Below are 18,161 nucleotides of genomic sequence, written 5' to 3' on the forward strand. Positions count from 1 at the left end.
ATCGGTTGCCAAACCCCATTGTTCATGAAGTCAAATTCAAAATCAATAGACAACTCTCAAATTGGACACCGGGGTCCCCGCCCACGCGCCTTCGGTCTCGACGATCCATCCCTCGGGCATCGCCGCGCCGGCCCGCACCGCCGCGGCCATATGGGCGACCGCAGCGAGGACGCCACCATTGGCGGGCAGGTAGAGCGTCAGAAAGCCGGGCATCTGGGGGTTGTGGCCGTTTCGGAGGAAGACGTTCTTGGCAGACGGATGCAGCAGGGCATCCAGCGCACGCGGGATCTCACCCAGCCGCGTCGCTGTCATCGCCATCACCGGGTAGTCCCACCCCCAGCTGGACTGCAGGTCCCAATCGCTCCATACCGCGTCGAGTGTCGCGCGCATGATTCCGAGGTCGATGATGTCGGTATCCGGCAACCACCCCGCCGCCATCAGCATCGACGGATGATCCTTGCGGATGAGATAAGGCGGCGTCGCGATCGCCGCGTACGTGCCATCGGGTAGTACATGGGGCGAGCGCATGTTCGCTGCAACTCGCTGCCAGTCCACGCGCGGCTCCAGCCCGATACGCCGCCGCCACTCGTTCGCACACCGGAGCGCCCACGACCAGTACGCGAGCTCGAAGGTCGGGCTTTCGGTCGTGGCGCGGTCGGCCAGATAGCTCTCCTGCGCGGGAATCAGCGGAGCCGGCAGCACGTACGCACCGTCGCGCTCCTCAACGAAGTCCGCCATGAAGTCTGCCGTCGCCTCGATGAGCGGGTAGTGCTGTCTCAGGAAGTCGTCGCCTCGGCCCTCTTCGCGCAGCAGCTCCAGCAGATGGATCAGGTGGGGCTGCTGCCAGACCAGGAAGACGCCGATGTTGCTCGGGGACTCGCGCGCCGACGGATCGGTCTGCTTGGGCCAGCGCGCGCCGCGGTAACCCTGCCGCGCAGCAGTCGCGCGCGCCCGCTCGACCGCGCCGTGGTACCACGGGAGGCTTCGCTCGAGAAGGTGCCCACGCCCCCAGAGCGGGAAGTGCGCCGCGTGCCACCAGTGCATCTCGAGGTGGAACTTGCCGGTCCACGTGTTGTAGGTGAGCCCGGATTCCGCGGGCGGGGTCGATCCCGCGCTGTTCACTGCGAGCAGGTACTGCGAGAGCACGACGCGCCGCTCGAGTTCCTGCGCTCGAGGATCAGTGCTGCCGCCGAAGCTGACGGCCGCGCCATCCTGCCAGAACCCCTGCCACCAGTCCGCGGCGCGGGCTCGCACCTCTTCGAACGATGCGGGGTCGAGTGACGCCGCCGACTTTCCAGGAGCCAGCGCGACGACCACGTCCAGGTGGGACAGGCCGGCCGCGGTCGCAAGGATGCGATCGCCGCCGTCCGCCAGCCGACCGGACGTCTCGATCTCCACGGCGTAGGTCGTGGACTCGACCGTGCGTTCGGCGACGCCGCGCCGCGTCCCGTCCGGAAGCCACGAGGTTGCGTGCTCGAGCGGAAGCTCGAACGACGCTAGGTCGTCGGGCTGCTCATCGAAGACCCAGGCGACGCCCCAGCCCCGCTCGAGCAGGCCGGACTCGACGTGTACGGCCAGCACGTCGCGAGCGGGGTCCGCGACGGTGGTCACCGAGACGCGCTCCCCCTCGAGGGAGTACTCCGCCAGCACCGTCGCCGAGAACAGATCGAGTTCCGTCCGCACATCGACGAGCAACGACGGATGCTGCGGCTCCGCGCCGTCCGGACCCACCAACGCCAGTCGCCCCAGGTGTGCCCGGCGGGGGTTGTAGTGGAACCACGCTCCGGCCTCGAACTCCGCGGCGATCGGGTCGGCGGGGCGCTGGAGTCCCATCCGGTCCAGATACGGCACCGGCCCCTGGCGCGTGTCGTAGGCCGTCTCAGCCTCTTCCAGCCGGAAGTCCCGCGTCGCGCGCGTGCGGTACCAGCCCCAGCCGGCCTGCGTGCGCAGCGGGATCTGGAAATCGTCGACCTCGAACGGTCGCACCCGCTGCTCCGGCAATCCGGAGACGCCGTCCGTGATCACCCGACGCGGGTCCGGCACGATCTCGTGGAAGCGCGGGAACGTCTGCAGGCCCGAGACGTCGACGGACATCGCAATGTCGCCATTGCCCACCGTGAGCACGGCGGTCGGGTGAGCGGAGGTGTACACGGGGTTGTGCGTGCGCACCAGCCGGCGGCGATCAATGGTCACTCGGCGTCCTCACCTTCGATAAGTTGAATTCTGAGCCGACTATTAATTTGGCGTCGAGCATAACATTGCTGGCGAAGCGTCCTGCTGGCGCGGAGAGGGAGCCCGGATGTCGACCAAGCGCGGACCGTACGCGAAATCCGATGCGCGACGTCGCTTGCTGAGCGCCGCTGCCCTCGAGCTGGTGCGCCAGAAGGGCCACCGCAATGTCGCGATCTCCGAGATCGCCGAGTTCGCGGAGACGAGCGAGCCGACGGTGTACTACCACTTCCCCACCAAGGAGAGCCTTCTCATCGCGGCGCTCAAGCAGCACGACGACGAGAACACCCGCGCGCGCGATGACGAGGCTGGCCCCATCGCAGAGATGGGAGGTCGTGCCGAGGCGGGCGTCCAGCGCACGAACTACGCCCGGTTGTACAACGAGCTCGCTGGCGCCGCCGCCGACCCGGCGCACCCGGCCAACCCCTTCTTCCGCGAACGCTGGTCACGCTCGGTTGCCGTCGTCGCCGCCGACATCCGCCGCCTTCAGGAACTCGGGCGGGTGCCCGAGAACATCGACGCGGACGACGCCGCGCATCTGCTGCTGGCGGCATGGGAGGGCCTTCAGCTGCAATGGATGCAAGGTCCGCCGTTCGACATCCGGGCCCTCATCGAGTCCCACATCCGTACGCTGCTCGGTCCGCGCGCGATCGACTGAGTGCCGGGCGGGTTTCGGCAGGATCCGCGTGGGGACCCGCACGGAACGCTCTGTGTGCCAGCCGCCGGGCTCGACGTGATAACCTGCGTTCCCGCGGATCTCGGGATGCTGCCGCCGGAAGTTCGACTGGCCGACCTGCGCTGCCCGGCATCCCGAAGGAGTGTGCCGTTTCGCACACGTCGTCGCGCAGATCGATGACGAGCGTCGTCGGGTCGGCCCACTCCACGTCGGTGGCGAGGTTGGGCTCGATTCCGAAGGACGGATCGGTGAGAAGCAGGGTCTCGCACATGTTGGCGACGACGAGAAGCGCCGAGTCGGTCCCTGCCTTGCTCGGGTCGATCGACGTCGGTTCACCCGTGTGGATCCCCCACGTGACGTGGTCGACCGCCTTGGTGCCGGCTGGGGTGGTCTCCACGAGATCTGCGGGATCGAACGTCGACTTCGGTTGCGGTTCGCCGCCTCCGCCGGCGCAGCCGGCGAGGATGAGGCCGGCAGCGACGGCAGCCGCGCCGATCGCGAGGATCCTGGTCCTTCTCATGGGTGTCGCTCTCTTTCCTCTGCGCTGTGATGCCGTCGCGGACTGTCGGCCGGGTGACGGCGATCGGGATGGAGCACGGGTCCGTCGCGGGCTGACGGTCACCTCCCCGTCCTCGGCGTCTTCGCCTTGACCCGACCGATGCTGGGGAAAAGGCCCGCGCCGCAGTGACAATGTTCCGCCCTGCGGTACGGTCGCGAGGCACTCCCAGTGCAGTTTGCATCCAGGGTTGAACGGCGGCGCGCAGGACGGGCGCGCCTCGGCACGGGCGTTTTCGGCGATCGTCAGTGTGCATTCACACGGCCCGCACAGGACCGCACGCACGGCGTGCTCGTCCGTCGGCCATTGCTCGGCCGGATGGTTGACGGATTCCGCGTGACAGAGGTGGCAGAGGTAAGACTCGCCGCAGCAGGTTACTTGATCGCGATGACGTCCAAGGCTGCGGAGTAATGGATGCACGCGATGATCCGGGAACGCGACTCCCTCGGCATGATGATGAACCGGTCCACCCGGGTCGCGGAACTCGTCGACGCCTGGCTGGCCGATTTCGCGGAGCGGGCGAAGCCGAAGACGCTGACCAACTACCGCTCCAAAGTGCGCACCAAGGTCCTCCCCTCGCTCGGCCGCAGGGTCGTGTCTGAACTGACCCCGGCGGATGTGCGGCGGATGCATGCCGCGATCCGCGCGTCGGAGGCCGGGTACTCCAGCGTCGCCAGCGCCCACCGCACCCTGGTCACCATGCTCGAGTACGCGAAGTCGGAGCGTGTCATCAGCGGCGAGAACGTCGCGATGCTCGCCCCGCCCCGACGCGGCCGGGTCGGCAACGCCAAGGACTCGTTCACCCACGAACAGTCCAAGGCACTGCTACGGGCGGAGGATGCCCAGGTCACGCTCGGGCTGCTCACCGCTTGCTTCGACGACGTAGAAGGGGTTGGTGGCGATACCGGCCCCGGTCCCGGCGAGGGACCGGCCTGCACGCCCCGTGGTGGTCCCGCCACCGAGAGCGCGCGGGGCTCTCACCGCAATACGATACGATTCGTACAGCATAGTGGTGGGAGCCCGGGATGAACCGTGAAGTGCATGACCGTGACGCCGTGATCGTGGCCTACCGTCGAACGCCGTTCGGCCGGGCGCGCAAGGGGTCTCTCGCATCCGAGCGACCCGAGGACCTTGCCCTGACCGCCGTCAGGGCGGCGCTCGCAGCTGTCCCCGAACTCGATCCCCACGGCCTGGACGACTTCTATCTGGGCACAGCCGTGCCGGAGGGCGCGCAGGGTGACAACATCGCCCGCAGGGTCGCCATCTACGCCGGCTACGACGCGCTGCCGGGCGCGACGATCAACCGCTTCTGCGCGTCTTCGCTGCAGGCGCTGGCAACCGCGGCGCAGGCCATCCGCGCCGGCGACGGCGACGCGTTCCTCGTAGGCGGCGCGGAGTCCACGAGCAGCACTCCCCCCGTGCCGAAGGACATCTATCCCGGCGGCGAGCCGGCGGCCGAGCGGGTCGATGCGCTCCTCGCATCTGGCGCCCCATGGCGAGATCCGCGCGAGTCCGCTCTCACGCCGGACGTCTACGTCGCCATGGGGAAGACCGCGGAGCTCGTCGCTCGCCAGACCGGCACGACACGCCGGGACCAGGACGAGTGGGCGCTGCGTTCACAGCGCCGCGCCCACGCCGCACTCCAATCGGACTTCTTCGCCGCGGAGATCGCGCCGCACCTCCGCGCAGACGGAACCAGGGTCACCGCCGACGACGGCCCCCGACCCGATACGACACTCGACGTGCTGGCGTCGCTGAACCCCGCCTTCCTGCCGACGGGGACGGTGACGGCTGGCAACGCCAGCCCGCTCAACGACGGCGCGTCGGCGGCGGTGCTCACCAGCGGGCGACGCGCGCGGGAGCTCGGACTGGTGCCGCTCGCGCGCGTCCTCGGCGTGTCGGCGAGCGCGCTGTCACCCGAGATCATGGGCCTCGGCCCCGTCTCGGCCACCCGACGGCTGCTCACTCGACTGGGCCTGTCGATCGACGACGTGGATCTCGTCGAGCTCAACGAGGCGTTCGCCGCGCAGGTGGTTCCGGTGGTCCGCGAGCTGGGTCTGGACCCCGAACGCGTGAATGTGCACGGCGGCGCGATCGCCCTCGGCCATCCGTTCGGCGCGACGGGCGTGCGGCTGGCCGGAACGCTGATCAACGCGCTGCGAGAACGCGACGGGCACATCGGCCTGGCGACGCTGTGCGTCGGTGGCGGTCAGGGCATGGCTCTGGTCATCGAACGACTCGCGTGACCATGGGCACGATCGATCCGTTCATTCGCGAGCTGACCTCTGACGAGCCGGTGCTCGACTGGTTCGGAATCACCATCCACGAGGCCCATGACGGCGTCGCCGTCGTCACGCTGACCGTGGACCCCCAGCAGGTGAACGGCAACCGGATGGCGCACGGCGGCGTCGTGTTCGCCGTGGCCGACCAGGCGTTCGCCATGGCCGCGAACACCGTCCTGCGCTACGCCGCCACCGCCGATGCGACGATCCAGTACCTGGCCCCGACCCGTGCCGGCGACCTGGTGACCGCACGGGCGCGAACGACGTACCACGACGAGCGACGCGCGGTGATCGACGTCGAGGTCGTCGCCTCCGGCCGGGTCGTCGCGATGTACCGCGGCACCGCGCGGGCGACTCGACGAGAGTAGTCGCCCGCGCGGGCACGAGTCGTCAGGCGCTGACGCGACCTCGCACGAACTCGCTGTCGGGCAGATCGGTGACCGGCAGTCCCGACGCGATCAGCGCCTGGCGCGCCTGCTTCATCAGCCGATCGGGGATGCGGGGGGCCGGTGCCCGCAGCGCTCCGCCGTTGAACCCGGCGAGCCACTCCTGGTACTTCCACCCGGTGCGGTTGATCACGGTCGTTCCGACCGCCGAGCCGACGAGAATGGCCGTGTTCGCGGCGCGCGCGGGAGCGACCTGCCACCAAAGGCTCATCGCTTCCTCCCACCGGCCGGAGCGGGCGAGCTCGAACGCGCGCGGGAAGTAGTCGCTCATCCAGTTGGTGTTGCTCGTCCCCGAGAACTGGAAGTCGAGGACGGACATCAGCGGGATCGTCTCGCCCTCGATGGGGCACGAGATCACGACCTCGTCGCGGAAGTGGTGGTACATCTCCATGATCCCCGGGATCCCCGGATTGCCCTGCTCGGCTTTGATGGCGACGATGTTCGGGATCTCATCGAGCACGGTCCGCACCCACGGCACGGGCATCCCGGCGTTGTCGATGCGCTCGAAGCCCCACGCGGGCAGCCCGAAGAGCATGACGCCGAGATCGGTGGAATCGGCGAGCTGCTTGGTGTAGTCGAACACCTCGTCGAGCGACGTCGGCCAGAAAGCCGTCGGATACGACAGCAGCACGCTGTCGACGCCCTCCTTCTCGGCGAGCGCCAGTGCGTGGATGTTCTCCTCGAGCGTGTTGAACGCCGCATGGAAGAACAGCTGGAAGTCGGGGCCGCCCGCTTCGCGAGCGACCGCGGTCACCCGCGCGTTCTCTTCCGGGGTGATGTTGAGCTCTGTGACCAGCAGCGTGCCGGCATATCCGAGTTCCTTGAGCTTGAGGATGTCGTGGCGGATCGCGTTCTCGTTGATCCGCGAGAAGTCGGCGGAGTACGAGGGCATGGTGACAGCGATGCACCCCTTCCAATGCTCACGTGCCCAGTCGCGCGCCTGACTCTTGGTGTAGTCGACCATGTGTGTGTTCCTTCTCACTTGCGTGTGGTGACGATTCCGACCGGCAGCACCGTGCCGATGCCGCGCTCGCGCGCGAGATCGACGAGCGCTTCGGCGACGACGACGTCTTGAAGCCCCGAGCCGGTCGATTTGTAGATCCGGATGCCGCGCTCCGTGTCGACGGCCCGCTCTTGCAGCAGCACCGCATTGAGGGAGGCCGTCAGCGCGTCGACGTCGACGCCTGCCTCGCGCGCGGCGATGAGATCGCCGCTGCCGTTCACGACCTCGTCGACGGTGTCCGCGACGATCAGGTCGGCTCGGGCGAGCAGATCGGCGGGCAGTTCGCGTTGCCGGGGAGTGGTGGACCCGATCGAGACCACTGTGGCGTGGCCGGACACCCACTCCGCAGCGACCGTCGGCGTCTCGTTGCGCGAGCGGGCCGCGCAGAGGATGAGGTCTGCGTCGCGGACGGCCTTCTCGGCGGATTCCACCGGCTGCACCGGAACGCCGAGAGATTCCGCGAAACGCGCGGCGAACCGCTCCCGGTTCCCGGGCGTCGGGCTGTAGACCGCGACCGATGCGAACTGCGCCACGAGGGCCAAGGCTGCGGTGTGCGACTGGGCTTCGAATCCCGAGCCGATCACTCCGACACGGAGCGCACGCGGCGGCACGAGCACCTCGGTCGCCACCGCGCTCGTGGCCGCGGTTCTCAGGCCGGTCACGCGATTGCCGTCCACGAGCGCGACCAGATCCGCCGTCTCCTTGTCGAACAGCGAGATCAGATAGCTCACCCGCAAGCCGTCGGCGAAGGTGCCGTTGATCGACTTCGCCCCGAAGAGCCGCCCACTACCCGGCACCGACGGCATCACCCGCATCCACTCGCGCCCGGAATCGGCGAAGATCCGACCGGGATTGCGGCCGTCATCGACGGGAGCACGGTACGCGGCGCGCACGGCGGCGATCGCCCGCGGCAGATCGGACAGCCGCTCCACGTCGGCGTCCGTCAAGAACATCGGCGGCGCCGCCGGCGTCTGGGGATCGTTGGTCACTCGTCGCACTCCCTCGTGGTCCATTGCGGCCTGCTGCACAAATCATACACGGTACGTTTCGTATCTAATAGGTGTACAGTGATGTCACCCCAGATAGCGAGGAGTGTCCCATGGCGATCGCCACCGTCAATCCGACGAGCGGGAAGACCGAAGTCATCATGGACCCCCACACCCCGGCAGAGGTGAGCGCCCGGATCGCGGAGGCGAGCGCCGCCGCCGCCATCCTGCGGCGCACCACGTTCGCGCAGCGAGCGGAATGGATGCGTCGGGCGTCGGGCTTCCTCGACGAGCACGCGGAAGGGCTCGGCGAGCTCATCACCGTCGAGATGGGCAAGCCGATCGCCCAGTCCCTCGCCGAGGTCGCGAAGTCGGCGAGGGCGATGCGCTTCTACGCGGCGAACGCGGAGAGGTTCCTCGCGGATGCTCCCCTCGACGATCCCACCGCCGTCAACGCCGCACGAGCCTGGACGCGGTATGAACCGCTGGGCGTGATCCTGGCCGTGATGCCGTGGAACTATCCCCTGTGGCAGGTCATCCGCTTCGCCGCACCCGCCCTGATGGCTGGGAACGCGGGGCTGCTCAAGCACGCCTCCAACGTGCCGCAGTGCGCGATGGCGTTGGACTCGCTGTTCGAGAACGCCGGCTTCCCCGCAGGCTCCTTCCGGACGCTGCTGATCGGCGGGGGCGACGTCGCCGACGTGCTGGCCGATCCCCGTGTCGCAGCCGTCACTCTCACCGGATCGGAGCCGGCCGGCCGCTCCGTCGCCTCGATCGCCGGTCGGCATATCAAGAAGGCGGTGCTCGAACTCGGCGGATCGGACCCGTTCATCGTGCTGCGCTCGGCCGACGTCGCCGCAGCGGCGCAGACGGCGGTCCGGGCGCGGGTGAGCAACAACGGCCAGTCCTGCATCGCCGGCAAACGCTTCATCGTTCACACCGACGTCTACGACGACTTCGCACGGGAGTTCACCCGGCTGATGTCGGAGCTGGTCGTCGGCGACCCGCTGGACCGCGCGAGCGAGATCGGCCCGCTGGCGACCGAGGCAGGCCGCGCCGAGCTGGCCGAGCTCGTCGAAGACGCGCGCCAGAAGGGTGCCACGATCCTCACCGGCGGGTCTGCGCCCGATCTTCCCGGGTGGTTCTACTCCCCCACGGTCGTCGCAGACCTTCCCGACGACGCCCGCCTGATCCAAGAGGAGGCGTTCGGCCCCGTCGCTTCCCTGTACCGCGCCGCGGATGACGACGATGCGCTGCGCATCGCGAATCAGACCGGTTTCGGCCTGTCGAGCGCCGTGTGGACGACCGACCCCGACGAGGAGGAGCGCTTCGTCGCCGAACTCGACGCGGGGGCCGTCTTCATCAACGGCATGACGGTGTCGTACCAGGAGCTGCCGTTCGGCGGGATCAAGCGCTCCGGATACGGACGCGAGCTGGCCGCTGTGGGACAGCGTGAGTTCTGCAACCTGAAGACCGTCTGGAAGGCTTAGCCTGAGAAGTCGTCGGGGTCGACGTCGCCCCGCGCTCGCGAGAGGTGGGTGCATGTGGCCGCGCCGGCGGATTACAACCTGCTGAAGCCGCTGCGCGCGCTTCTGGAGGAGCGCAGCGTCACCCGCGCCGCCGCCCGAATGCACGTCTCGCAGCCGGTGATGTCGCACCACCTGTCCCGCCTGCGCGCGCACTACGGCGACGTGCTCCTCATCCGCCGGGGCAATCGCCACACCCTGACCCCGCTGGCCGAGCGCCTGCTCGCCGCCCTCCCCCAGGTGCTCGCAGAAGCCGATCAGCTGTTCCAGCTGCAGGGCCGCTTCGATCCCGTGACCAGCACCCGCACGTTCACCATCGCCGGCGTGGACTACGCTGTCGCGCGGATCGCCCCCGCGCTCAGCGCCATCACCGCCCGCGAGGCTCCGAACGTCCGCTTCGAGTTCCCGCCCGTCGACGCTCGGCTCGTGAACGGCTTCCCCGACTCGATGCGCACGATCGACGCGGTCATCCTCCCCCACGGCTATCTCGTCGATCAGCCCCATGTCGATCTACCGCTCGAGCGATGGGTCTGTCTCGTGGATGCCGCGGCGGGCGTCTCGGAGGAACCGACGGCCGATGAGCTGCTCACTCGACCCTGGGTGCAGAATCTCGCGGCGAGAGAGGACATGAACCCCGCGCGGCGGCAACTGCAGTTCCGCGGCATCGAGATCGCGGTGGCAGCGGTGACGCCGCACTTCTTCGTGATCCCCTCGCTCATCCTCGGGACGGACCGGGTGGCAGCAGTACCCGAAGGCCTCGCCGCCATGGCGATCACGATGCACCCGCGCTTGCGCGCGTTCAGCCCGCCGCTCGATCTGGCCCCCGTGCACGACGCGTTCTGGTGGCTTCCCGACCGCGAGCACGATGTCGAGCACGTGTGGTTCCGCCGCCTTCTTCGCCGGGTGGCGGAATCCGTCATCTGATTTTCGGATGACGGTTATGAGCCGTTGGTCGTTACGCGATCACGGATGTCGTTGCATAGTGGGTCTGCAGGCACACGTATCCAAGAACCGATACGATCCGTACTGAACACGAAGGAGTGTTTTCCGTGACTTTCGATGTCGATGTGGTGGTGGTCGGAGGTGGGCCGGTCGGAACGACGGCGCTTGCGCTGTGCGGCCGAGCGGGGCTCAGCGCCGTCGCGTTCGAGAAGGACGTCGACCTGTGGCCCACCGCCCGCGCCGTCCACTTCGACGGCGAGACGATGCGCACGCTGCAGAGCCTCGGCGTCGCCGCCCGATTCCAGCAGGTCACGATCCCCATGCGCGACGTCGCGATCCTGAACGAGGCAGAAGAGGTGCTCGTCCACGCTCCGACCGACCGGATCGGCGAGCAGGGCTGGAACGACCACATCAGCTTCCACCAGCCCGACGTCGAGCAGCTCCTCCGCGAAGTCGTCGCCGACACGCCCGGTGTCGCGCTGCGCTGCGGCGAGATGGTGACCGACGTCGCCGACACCGACGACGGCGTCGTGGTCACCTCGACGGATGCAGGCGGCGCGCTGCGCATGACGCGCGCCCGCTGGGCGATCGTCGCGGACGGCGCCCGGTCGGGGATCCGCCATCGGTTGGGCATCGAGAGCGACAAGTACGGCGAGGACGCCCAGTGGCTGGTTGTCGACGGCCAGCTGGTGGGCGCACCCGGCTACGAGGCCGACATGATCCAGTTCGGCCGTTACACGCGCCCCGCCCTGTGGCTGCGGCTGCCCGGCGACCGCGTCCGCATGGAGTTCATGCTGATGCCCGACGACGACCCCGCCGAGATCGTCACGCCCGCCGCGGTCGAGCGCATCAGCCGGGGCGCCCTGCCGGCCGACAAGTTCACTCCCGACCGGCAGGCCATCTACACGTTCCGCGGGCGCATCGCACGCGAGTGGCGGCGCGGCAACATCTTCCTCGCAGGCGACGCCGCCCACCAGGCGCCTCCCCTCTTCGGTCAGGGCCTGTGCGCCGGCATCCGCGATGCAGCCAATCTGGTCTGGAAGCTCGATCTGGTCGCGCGCGGCGCAGCGGACGAGAGCCTGCTCGACACCTACGAGAGCGAACGCAAGCCGCACGCCACCTTCTGGGTCGAGACCGCTGCGAACCAGGCCGTCATCATCCAGACGACCGATCCCGAGGTCGCTCGCGGTCGCGACGAGTACATCCGTGCCCACCCGGGCTCGTCGGCGGTTCCCGAGCCGCCGGCGCTCGGGCCAGGCCTTCACGCCGGCGAGCACGGCGGGGGCGGAAAGCTCGGACCCCAGCCGATCCTCGCAGACGGCATCCGGCTGGACGACATGGTCGGATCGCACTTCCTCGTCGCCACGGAGCGCGCGCTCTTCGACGATCTCTCGCCGGCACTGCGCGCAGCCCTGGAGGACGACGCCGAGACCGTGACCCTGCTGGATCCGGCCAAGGTGTCGGACCTGCTCGCGACGCTAGGCGCCCGCGCCGCCGTCCTGCGCCCCGATCACTACACCCTCGGCACCGCCGGGACCGCACCGGAGCTCGAGCGGCTCCTGCTGATGATCCCCTCGCTCGCCGGCGCCGCAGATCTCACCGCTGAATCGCGTTAGGAGCACATCATGTCGTTCAGCCCCATCACCCACATCCGCCACTTCGACATCGCCGTCCCCGACTTCGAGAAGCAGATCGAGTTCTACAAGAACCACTGGGGACTGACTGTGCAGCACGACGACGGCGACGTCGTCTACTTCGCTGCGGAAGGCTCGCCCGAGCAGTACATCACCCGCGTGCGCCGCGCCACCGACAAGCGCCTCGACCTGATCGCCTTCGGCGCCGCCGACCGTGAAGCGGTGGACGGCCTCGCCGAGACCCTGGCCACGGCCGGCGTGAAGCTGGTCTTCGAGCCGACCGATCTGCAGACCCTCGGCGGCGGGTACGGGTTCCGCTTCTTCGATCTGGAGGGCCGCACGGTCGAGGTGTCCACCGATGTCGAGGTTCGCCGGCACCGCAAGATCGAGAAGCGCGAGGCGATCCCGGTGCGCCTGTCCCACGTCGTGCTGAACTCGAATCGACCCGAAGAGATGCGCGCCTGGTACGAGAGGCACCTCGGATTCCGCCTCTCCGACACGCTCAACCACCCGCACGTCGGCGACCTCTTCTACTTCATGCGCTGCAGCTCCCAGCACCACTCGATGGCCATCGCCCGCGGTCCGCACGCGTCGCTGCAGCATGCCTCGTTCGAGATGCGCGGCATCGACGAGTACATGTACGGGAGCGGCCGCATGATCCGTGCCGGCTACCGGAAGATCTGGGGACCCGGCCGTCACCGCGCCGGCGACAACACGTTCACGTACTTCATCGACCCCAACGGCAACACGATGGAGCTGACGACCGAGCTCGAAGAGCTGGACGAGGACTCGTGGCACCCGCACATCTACGACGTGCAGCAGCCCGAGACGTCCGACCAGTGGGGAACCGGTGGCGACATGGACGAGTTCATCACCAAGGAGATGTTCAACGACTCCGATGACCGTCACCTCTTCGTCGCCCCGCCGCTGTGAGCCGCGAGCGATGACCTCCTTCGCGATCGCCTCGCTCCAGCTCGACGGGGAGGTCATCCCCAGCGTCGTCCACGACGAGCGCGTGTTCGACATTCGTGCCGCTCTCCCCGCCGTCGCGCGCACCGCCGACCTGTTCCCCGACTGGGACCGCAATCTCGACGTGCTGACCGCGCACCTCGAGCGCGGCGCCGACCCCGTCGGCGACGCCGAGGCGCTCCTCGCCGATCGCGCAGGACGGATGCTGCCGCCCGTGCAGCCGGTCGGTCCGGTGCTCGCCGCGGGCGCGAACTATCGCGAGCACATCATCCAGATGAGCGTCGCTCATGGCCTCGGCTCCGACGGCGCTTCGCCGGAGACGCTGCGCGCCGACGCCGCCGCTGAGATCGACGAGCGCGTGCGCCGCGGCGACCCGTACATCTGGACCGGTCTGCCGTCGGCGGTATCGGGCGCCCGCGACGACGTGGTGCTTCCCGACGTCGGACGCGACGTGGACTGGGAGCTCGAGCTCGGCGTCTACATCGGTCGCGCTGCGCACCGCGTGGCCGCCGATGACGCGCTGCGGCACGTCGCCGGGTACACGATCGTGAACGACCTCACCGTGCGCTCGCTGGTGCCTCGCGATGACATGGCCAAGATCGGCACGGACTGGTTCCGCGCGAAGAACCAGCCGGGCTTCTTCCCGACCGGGCCCTGGCTGGTGCCGGCCCGCTTCGTGCCCGACCCCGGCGCGCTCACGATGCGACTCCGGCTCAACGGGCAGGTCATGCAGGACGCCTCGAGTGCAGACCTTGCGTTCGACATCCCTGCGCTGCTCAGCTACGCGTCTTCGATGGCGGTGCTGCAGCCGGGTGACCTTCTCATCACCGGCTCGCCCGCGGGCAACGGCTCCCACTGGGGACGCTTCCTCGCCGACGGCGACGTGATGGAGGCCGAGATCGCGGGCCTGGGCACGCAGCGCAACGCGGTGCGCGGCCCCAGCGGCCGGCTGCCGCCCTGGCAGGCGAGTCGATGACGCTCAGGCAGAGCCAGTTCGTTCCCCCGGTCCCCCTCATCGTCGCCGAGGCGTACGGTCTGCTCGACCACGTGGCGCTGAGCACGCGGCGCACGAGCGGCAGCCCGCAACAGCTCGCCGAGTTGCTCGCAGGCGAGATCGACCTCGCAGTGACCGCCATCGACAATCTGTTCGCCTGGGTTCCGGCGGGAGCCGACGTGCAGCTCGTGGCGCAGATCGAGAGCACCACCCCGCTCAGCGTCTTCGGGATCGGCGATGCGACGACGCTGGCGGAGCTGACGGGCCGGCGCTTCGCGGTGGATGCCGCCGCCAACGGATTCGCGCTGGCGGCCCGCTGGCTGCTCGAGCAGGCGGGCGTTCACGACGTGCGATTCCTCGAGGTCGGCGGAGTGAAGGAGCGTCTGGAGGCCCTGCTCGAAGGTCGCGCCGATGCCACTCTGCTCGGACCGCCGTTCGACGCGATGGCGGTCGACAGCGGGGCGATGCTGCTCGGCAGCGTGCCCGAAATGATCCCGGGGTACCCCGGGCAGGGGCTCGTGGCACGCGCCGACGCGATCGGGTCGGGGGAACTGGCGGCGTACCTCGAGCTGCTGCAGGTCGCCACGAGGATCGCGAACCGGCTCGAGGTCGCCGAGGGCATCGAGTTGCTGGTCGCCGCCGGGTTCGGCAAGGCTGCCGGCTCGGCGTGGGCGACCCGCCCGCGCTCGTTACGCGTGCCCGCTTCCGGCCTCGAGGTGCTCACGAGCGTGCGGTCGGACCTCGACCTGCTCCCTGCCGGGGTCGATCTGGCCGACCTCTGCGCCCCCGGCTGCCTGGTGAGGTGATCCCGCGTGTCCGCCCCGGCACGCGAACCTCGATTCGATACGGGTCGTAGCGTACGCTTAGACCATCTCGCGCCCGACGAAGGGACAGCCGTGATGACGACCGCCGGCATCGCCGACACCCTCGGAGCCCCCCTCAGGGTCAACTCGGTCACGATCAAGAACCGCATCGTCCTCGGCCCCATGGCTGTGCTGCGGCCGACCGCCGACGGGCGCGCGAGCGACCAGTCGATCGCCTTCCTCGAGCGCCGGGCGCGGGGCGGGGTGGGACTGGTGATCGTGGGCGGCGCGGTCGCGAGCGCACGAGGCTGGAACGAATCGCCGTTCACGCCGAACCTCCGGTTCGACGGCGACGAGTACATTCCCGACCTCGCCCGCCTGGTCGATGCGGTGCACGGGGCCGGCGCGAAGGTCTTCGCGCAGATCTTCCCGAGCTTCGGCCGCATGGGGGTTCCCCGGGGCGGCGCACGACTCATCGCCGCGAGCCCGAAGCCCGTCGTGCTCGGGGCGCAGGGGCTCCCCGACCACGTCTACGTCCCCGGCGGCAGGACCACGCCCGTGCCGGACGAGGCCACGGCGGCCGACATCGCGCAGATCCAGGCCGACACCGTCGCCGCCTCGCTGCGGGCGAGGGCGGCCGGATTCGACGGCATCGAGATCGGCGCTCACATGTGCTATTTCTACTCGTCGTTCCTCTCACCACTGGCGAATCAGCGCACCGACGGGTACGGCGGCAGCGCTGAGAACCGGGCGCGCGCGCTGAGGGACGCCGTGGCCGCCACGCGCGTCGCCGTGGGTCCGCACTATCCGATCGGCATCCGCGTGAGCGTCAACGACCACATGCCGGGCGGTCAGGGACCCGAAGGCTTCGCCGAGGTCGTCGCGCACATCGTGCCGGCCGGGCTCGACTTCGTCTCGCTGAGCGAGGCCAACTACGAGTCGATGGCGGCGAACGTCCCTTCGAGATCGGGAACGATGCTCGATCACCACGAGCCGCAGATCTTCCGCGCCGCCCTGGGCGACATCCCGCTCTTCCTCTCCAGCACGCCCGATCCCCAGCAGGCCGCCGACGCGATCGCGGCCGGTCATGCCGACGCCACCATGCTGGCGCGGCAACTGCTCGCCGATCCGGATTACGCGAACAAGGTGCTCGGCGATCGCCTGTCCGAGATCGTCTGGTGCGACCACGGCAACTCCTGCCTACGGCGTCTCATGACGAACGTGCCCGTCGCCTGCCACAAGAACCGGGAGATGGGAAGGGAGGATCCGCACGCGGCGCGCGCGACCCTGCCCCAGAACGCGCTCATCTGGGCATCCGGCAACGCCCTGCTGATGAAGATCGCCGACACCGCCGCGCGGATGCTTCCCGCGCGCCCGACCCATTGAGGACACGCGATGACCCCCGCATTCAAGCTGGTCCTGCTCCTCCGCTCGAGCGGCACGCACGACACCGGCTCGTTCATCGACGCCTGGACGAGACTCGACCTCGAGAATCCCATCGACGCCCCCGGCCTCCTCGCTGCGGCCTTCAACGGGCCGGTGGCCGGTCGCGTCCCCATCTCGCACATCGGTGCGGCGCCGTTCGACGCCGCGCTCGAGACGTGGTGGGCACGCAAGAACGACGCCGCCGACTGGGTCGTCTCCCGCGCCTTCAGCGACGACTGGCTGCCCCGGCGGCTGGCGATCCTGGCGGCACGACCGACGGGAATCGGAGGAGCCCCGCAGGTCCTGTGGGAGAGCGACGCCCCCGTCCCGCCCGACGCCGTCAAGGTCTTCACGCTGCCGGTGTCGCGACGCCGCATGCGATTCGTCGAGTTCAGCTCCCACTGGACAGGACAGCACGCGCAGCTCGCCCTCGAGGGGCCGGGCACCCGTGAGCGTCTGCTCCGCCTCGAGGACACTCCCGCACCCCTGGGCGTGAGCACCCGCCTCCAGCACAGCCGCTACGACGGCGTCGGCGCTCTCACCTTCGCGTCGCTCGACGCGCTCGACGAGGAGTTCGCGACCGAGCACTACCGCGACAAGGTCGCCGCCGACGAGCTCACGTTCACCGAGCCGGAGTTCTCGGCCGGCATCCTCACTCGGGAGATCTCCCGGATCTGACGTCCCGTGCGAAGCCCCGGTGTCGCGCGGTCGCCCGCGGCACGTCGGTACAGACGCGGCGACCGGAAGGGAAGATCATGGCCGGAAGGCTGGAGGGAAAGGTCGCAGTCATCACCGGCGCGGCGAGCGGGATCGGTCGTGCCACCGCCGACCTCTTCGTGGCGGAGGGGGCTCGTGTCATCGCCGCCGACATCGATGATGAGCGCGGCGCGGAGCTCGAGGGCGTGCACGGGGACCGACTCCGGTATCGGCATGTCGATGTCACGAGCGAAGCCGCCATCGCCGCAGCGGTCGACGCCGCGGCGGCGGAGTATGGGCGGCTGGACATCATGTTCAACAATGCAGGCGCCCCCGGCGACCCCGCGCCCGTGCTCGAGCTCACCGCCGAAGGATTCGATCGCACGCTCGCCCTGCTCGCGCGCTCGGCCCTGCTGGGGACGCGATTCGCGGCACAGCAGTTCCAGAAGCAGGAGTCGGCGGGCGCGATCATCAACACAGCGAGCTCGGCCGGGCTCCAGGGCGGGTGGAGCACTGCCGGCTACACCATCGGCAAGCACGCCGTGATCGGCGCGACGCGCCAGTCGGCCGCCGAACTCGGACCGCTGGGCATCCGGGTCAACGCGATCGCCCCCGGCATCATCCGCACGCCGATCATGGCGCGCAGCTTCGGGGTGCCCCTCGAGCGCGCCGAGGAGTTCGCGGAGTTCCTCAACGCCCGCCACGGGCGACTGCAGCCCATCGGGCGGCTGGGCCTCCCCAGCGACATCGCGGAGGCGGCGCTCTGGCTCGGGAGCGACGCCTCGACGTTCGTCACGGGGATCGTCCTGCCCGTCGACGGCGGCGCCACCTCGGTCTACGCAGGGGCGGCGACGACGGATGTGTCCGACGCCGTCCAGGCGTTCCTCTCGCAGTCCGAGGGTTGACGCACGGGGCCGGCCCACAAATATAATCGATACGTATCGTTTCTTATGCGGCCTCGCCGCAGGTCACGTCGATGAACAACTCGAAGAGG

General features: G+C 69.2%; 16 protein-coding genes. 13 read left to right on the plus strand and 3 right to left on the minus strand.

The window, feature by feature from the left end; translation table 11 throughout:
• Positions 1 to 42: 42 nt before the first annotated feature.
• Complete coding sequence (locus ACEYYH_RS18120) at positions 43 to 2,193, minus strand: hypothetical protein (protein ID WP_374975695.1); 2,151 nt, start codon at positions 2,191 to 2,193, stop codon at positions 43 to 45.
• A 106-nt stretch (positions 2,194 to 2,299) separates the two neighbouring features.
• On the opposite strand from ACEYYH_RS18120, the gene ACEYYH_RS18125 reads away from it, so the two are divergent.
• From ACEYYH_RS18125 to ACEYYH_RS18140, 4 genes are all read left to right on the plus strand, one after another.
• Entirely contained in the window at positions 2,300 to 2,887 is a 588-nt protein-coding gene (locus tag ACEYYH_RS18125; RefSeq protein ID WP_374975696.1) for a TetR/AcrR family transcriptional regulator, read from the plus strand.
• A 988-nt stretch (positions 2,888 to 3,875) separates the two neighbouring features.
• Positions 3,876 to 4,490 (plus strand): hypothetical protein, encoded by a 615-nt coding sequence (locus tag ACEYYH_RS18130; RefSeq protein ID WP_374975697.1) that lies wholly within the window; start codon positions 3,876 to 3,878, stop codon positions 4,488 to 4,490.
• A complete protein-coding gene (locus ACEYYH_RS18135; protein ID WP_374975698.1) occupies positions 4,487 to 5,707 on the plus strand; it encodes an acetyl-CoA C-acyltransferase in 1,221 nt (406 codons plus the stop codon). Before ACEYYH_RS18130 ends, ACEYYH_RS18135 begins: the two co-directional genes overlap by 4 nt.
• Before the next feature lie 2 nt (positions 5,708 to 5,709).
• Complete coding sequence (locus tag ACEYYH_RS18140; protein ID WP_374978256.1) at positions 5,710 to 6,111, plus strand: PaaI family thioesterase; 402 nt, start codon at positions 5,710 to 5,712, stop codon at positions 6,109 to 6,111.
• A 22-nt stretch (positions 6,112 to 6,133) separates the two neighbouring features.
• Here the strand turns inward: ACEYYH_RS18140 and ACEYYH_RS18145 are convergent, their stop codons facing one another.
• Together ACEYYH_RS18145 and ACEYYH_RS18150 are read right to left on the minus strand one after the other, a co-directional pair.
• Positions 6,134 to 7,153, minus strand: a complete 1,020-nt coding sequence (locus ACEYYH_RS18145) for a dihydrodipicolinate synthase family protein (protein WP_374975699.1) — start codon at positions 7,151 to 7,153, stop codon at positions 6,134 to 6,136.
• 14 nt (positions 7,154 to 7,167) lie between these two features.
• A complete protein-coding gene (locus tag ACEYYH_RS18150) occupies positions 7,168 to 8,181 on the minus strand; it encodes an ornithine cyclodeaminase family protein (RefSeq protein WP_374975700.1) in 1,014 nt (337 codons plus the stop codon).
• Between the two features lie 110 nt (positions 8,182 to 8,291).
• Between ACEYYH_RS18150 and ACEYYH_RS18155 the strand changes: the two genes are divergently transcribed.
• The 9 genes from ACEYYH_RS18155 (at position 8,292) to ACEYYH_RS18195 (ending at position 18,072) form a co-directional block, all read left to right on the plus strand.
• On the plus strand, positions 8,292 to 9,668 hold the full coding sequence (locus tag ACEYYH_RS18155) for an aldehyde dehydrogenase family protein (protein WP_374975701.1): 1,377 nt from the start codon (positions 8,292 to 8,294) through the stop codon (positions 9,666 to 9,668).
• A gap of 54 nt (positions 9,669 to 9,722) precedes the next feature.
• Entirely contained in the window at positions 9,723 to 10,628 is a 906-nt protein-coding gene (locus tag ACEYYH_RS18160; protein WP_374975702.1) for a LysR family transcriptional regulator, read from the plus strand.
• Positions 10,629 to 10,753: 125 nt separating this feature from the next.
• Complete coding sequence (locus ACEYYH_RS18165; RefSeq protein WP_374975703.1) at positions 10,754 to 12,262, plus strand: bifunctional 3-(3-hydroxy-phenyl)propionate/3-hydroxycinnamic acid hydroxylase; 1,509 nt, start codon at positions 10,754 to 10,756, stop codon at positions 12,260 to 12,262.
• Between the two features lie 9 nt (positions 12,263 to 12,271).
• A complete protein-coding gene (locus tag ACEYYH_RS18170) occupies positions 12,272 to 13,213 on the plus strand; it encodes a VOC family protein (RefSeq protein ID WP_374975704.1) in 942 nt (313 codons plus the stop codon).
• Between the two features lie 10 nt (positions 13,214 to 13,223).
• On the plus strand, positions 13,224 to 14,225 hold the full coding sequence (locus ACEYYH_RS18175; RefSeq protein WP_374975705.1) for a fumarylacetoacetate hydrolase family protein: 1,002 nt from the start codon (positions 13,224 to 13,226) through the stop codon (positions 14,223 to 14,225).
• Positions 14,222 to 15,049: an ABC transporter substrate-binding protein gene (locus tag ACEYYH_RS18180; RefSeq protein WP_374975706.1), complete on the plus strand. Its 828-nt coding sequence runs from the start codon at positions 14,222 to 14,224 to the stop codon at positions 15,047 to 15,049. The genes ACEYYH_RS18175 and ACEYYH_RS18180 overlap by 4 nt, the downstream gene beginning before the upstream one ends.
• Positions 15,050 to 15,142: 93 nt before the next feature.
• Complete coding sequence (locus tag ACEYYH_RS18185) at positions 15,143 to 16,432, plus strand: hypothetical protein (protein ID WP_308866657.1); 1,290 nt, start codon at positions 15,143 to 15,145, stop codon at positions 16,430 to 16,432.
• A 9-nt stretch (positions 16,433 to 16,441) separates the two neighbouring features.
• Entirely contained in the window at positions 16,442 to 17,149 is a 708-nt protein-coding gene (locus tag ACEYYH_RS18190; RefSeq protein WP_374975707.1) for an EthD domain-containing protein, read from the plus strand.
• A 77-nt stretch (positions 17,150 to 17,226) separates the two neighbouring features.
• Positions 17,227 to 18,072, plus strand: coding sequence for an SDR family NAD(P)-dependent oxidoreductase (locus tag ACEYYH_RS18195; RefSeq protein ID WP_374975708.1), 846 nt, complete (start codon positions 17,227 to 17,229; stop codon positions 18,070 to 18,072).
• The last annotated feature ends 89 nt before the right edge of the window (positions 18,073 to 18,161 follow it).

Source organism: Microbacterium trichothecenolyticum (assembly GCF_041938625.1).
Taxonomy (GTDB): Bacteria; Actinomycetota; Actinomycetes; order Actinomycetales; family Microbacteriaceae; genus Microbacterium; species Microbacterium trichothecenolyticum_D.

What these genes read in the sequence shown, in the direction of transcription:
- ACEYYH_RS18125 (WP_374975696.1), top strand. Translation starts at nt 2,300, where the DNA reads ATGTCGACCAAGCGCGGACCGTACGCGAAATCCGATGCGCGACGTCGC.
- ACEYYH_RS18130 (WP_374975697.1), top strand. Translation starts at nt 3,876, where the DNA reads ATGCACGCGATGATCCGGGAACGCGACTCCCTCGGCATGATGATGAAC.
- ACEYYH_RS18135 (WP_374975698.1), top strand. Translation starts at nt 4,487, where the DNA reads ATGAACCGTGAAGTGCATGACCGTGACGCCGTGATCGTGGCCTACCGT.
- ACEYYH_RS18140 (WP_374978256.1), top strand. Translation starts at nt 5,710, where the DNA reads ATGGGCACGATCGATCCGTTCATTCGCGAGCTGACCTCTGACGAGCCG.
- ACEYYH_RS18145 (WP_374975699.1), bottom strand. Translation starts at nt 7,153, where the DNA reads ATGGTCGACTACACCAAGAGTCAGGCGCGCGACTGGGCACGTGAGCAT.
- ACEYYH_RS18155 (WP_374975701.1), top strand. Translation starts at nt 8,292, where the DNA reads ATGGCGATCGCCACCGTCAATCCGACGAGCGGGAAGACCGAAGTCATC.
- ACEYYH_RS18170 (WP_374975704.1), top strand. Translation starts at nt 12,272, where the DNA reads ATGTCGTTCAGCCCCATCACCCACATCCGCCACTTCGACATCGCCGTC.
- ACEYYH_RS18175 (WP_374975705.1), top strand. Translation starts at nt 13,224, where the DNA reads ATGACCTCCTTCGCGATCGCCTCGCTCCAGCTCGACGGGGAGGTCATC.
- ACEYYH_RS18180 (WP_374975706.1), top strand. Translation starts at nt 14,222, where the DNA reads ATGACGCTCAGGCAGAGCCAGTTCGTTCCCCCGGTCCCCCTCATCGTC.
- ACEYYH_RS18185 (WP_308866657.1), top strand. Translation starts at nt 15,143, where the DNA reads ATGACGACCGCCGGCATCGCCGACACCCTCGGAGCCCCCCTCAGGGTC.
- ACEYYH_RS18190 (WP_374975707.1), top strand. Translation starts at nt 16,442, where the DNA reads ATGACCCCCGCATTCAAGCTGGTCCTGCTCCTCCGCTCGAGCGGCACG.
- ACEYYH_RS18195 (WP_374975708.1), top strand. Translation starts at nt 17,227, where the DNA reads ATGGCCGGAAGGCTGGAGGGAAAGGTCGCAGTCATCACCGGCGCGGCG.